3 protein-coding genes are annotated in these 1,609 nt (G+C 35.2%); 1 reads left to right on the forward strand and 2 read right to left on the reverse strand.

Annotated features, from left to right (window positions below; translation table 11 throughout):
- Positions 1 to 32 precede the first annotated feature (32 nt).
- Entirely contained in the window at positions 33 to 686 is a 654-nt protein-coding gene (locus tag BAZSYMA_RS06010; RefSeq protein WP_090716686.1) for a histidinol-phosphatase, read from the forward strand.
- A gap of 46 nt (positions 687 to 732) precedes the next feature.
- Here the strand turns inward: BAZSYMA_RS06010 and BAZSYMA_RS06015 are convergent, their stop codons facing one another.
- Positions 733 to 1,248, reverse strand: coding sequence for a DsrE/DsrF/DrsH-like family protein (locus tag BAZSYMA_RS06015; RefSeq protein ID WP_010646160.1), 516 nt, complete (start codon positions 1,246 to 1,248; stop codon positions 733 to 735).
- A gap of 28 nt (positions 1,249 to 1,276) precedes the next feature.
- Positions 1,277 to 1,501, reverse strand: a complete 225-nt coding sequence (locus BAZSYMA_RS06020) for a sulfurtransferase TusA family protein (RefSeq protein ID WP_090716684.1) — start codon at positions 1,499 to 1,501, stop codon at positions 1,277 to 1,279.
- Positions 1,502 to 1,609: the final 108 nt, after the last annotated feature.

Raw genomic sequence — 1,609 nt, forward strand, 5'->3', positions numbered from 1 at the left:
AATGTTTTTCTTTGGTTGTAATATTTATTAATATGGCACTTGCATTATTTGATTTAGATAAAACTTTGTTAGGAGGCGACAGTGATTTTTTATGGGGTGAGTTTTTGTCTGAAATTGGTGCAGTTGATGTTGATGAATACCAGCAGCAAAATCAAGCATTTTTTGACGATTACGCTAAAGGTGAGTTAAATATTGATAAATATTTAGAATTCTGCCTAACGCCTTTAGCAAGCAACCCCATTAAGCAATTAAAAGCGTGGCATCAACAATTTATGGCTGAGAAGATCCAGCCAATCCTTCTGGAAAAAGCGCAAAAAGTGGTAAATTTACACAAGAAAAACGGTGATAGAATTATAGTCATTACTGCTACCAATTCATTTGTTACCCGTCCGATTGCACAAGTTTACGGCATTGATGAGTTATTAGCCACTGAACCTGAAATGATTGCTGGGAGATTTACAGGCAAAGTATTAGGTGAGCCGTGTTTTCAAATCGGTAAAGTTCGCAAACTAAAACAATGGTGTGAAGAGAATAATGAAACTTTGGAGGGTGCTTATTTTTATTCCGATTCACACAATGATTTACCGTTATTAGAATTAGTTGATAATCCTATTGTTGTGCATGGGGACGACAAGCTTCAAAAAATAGCCAAAGAACGAGATTGGTTGAGTTTAGATTGGACATAAAAAAACCTCCTTTCGGAGGTTTTTATTAATAGCTAACAATAAGTTGCTACATATAAAGGTTATGGTTTGAGCCATCACATTCATCAAAATAAGTCGCTGCACCTGCAAATTCAACACCATCAATGAAATCGTCTTTGCTATAACCAAATAAATCAACCGTCATTTCACAAGCGATAAATTTAACATCAAATTCTTGACACATAGCGCGTAATTCATCTAACTTTGCTACGCCATTCTTTTTCATGGTTTTTTTCATTAAATAAGTTGCCAGATGCTCTGTGAATGGTAAAGACCAAAAGATGTTTGGAATCTTAGGGCCAAAATCAATTTTTTGTAGCCATTTTGGACCCATAGGGAGTTTCATTGGCATGGCGGGATTGCCCATGGGAGAAACCTTTAATTTGGAAGTGTCTTTAAGTAAAAGGTTAAGTCCGTAGAAAGTAAAGAAGATAGTCACTTCTTTGTCCATTGCCACGCCAGTAGAGGCGATAATGAAGGGTGGAAACGCCCAATCAAAAGTACCTTTAGTGGCAATAATCGTCATTTTTTTGTTATCTGACATAATAAAATCCCCCTGTTAAATTAGTGTTTTAAACCTTTTCAATAGTGAAGATATATTTACTACCATCTTCTACTGTTGAAACAAGTTTGTTGCCAGTTTGATTGCAAAAAGCTTCGATGTCTTTTACTGAACCAGCGTCCGTTGAAATTACATCTAAGATTTTTCCAGCATCCATTTTGGACAGTGCTTTCTTAGTTTTTAAGATTGGTAGTGGGCAGTTTAAGCCTGATGCGTCTAAAGTTTCGTCAGCCATGTTGGTACTCCTTATTAAGTTTTAGTAAATATTAAATATATATTAGAGTATTCTAATAATTTTAAGCATTTTATATCATTCTGCGGTGAATAGTCAAATATAATAGGC

The sequence above is a fragment of the Bathymodiolus azoricus thioautotrophic gill symbiont genome (assembly GCF_001298715.1).
Classification (GTDB): domain Bacteria; phylum Pseudomonadota; class Gammaproteobacteria; order PS1; family Pseudothioglobaceae; genus Thiodubiliella.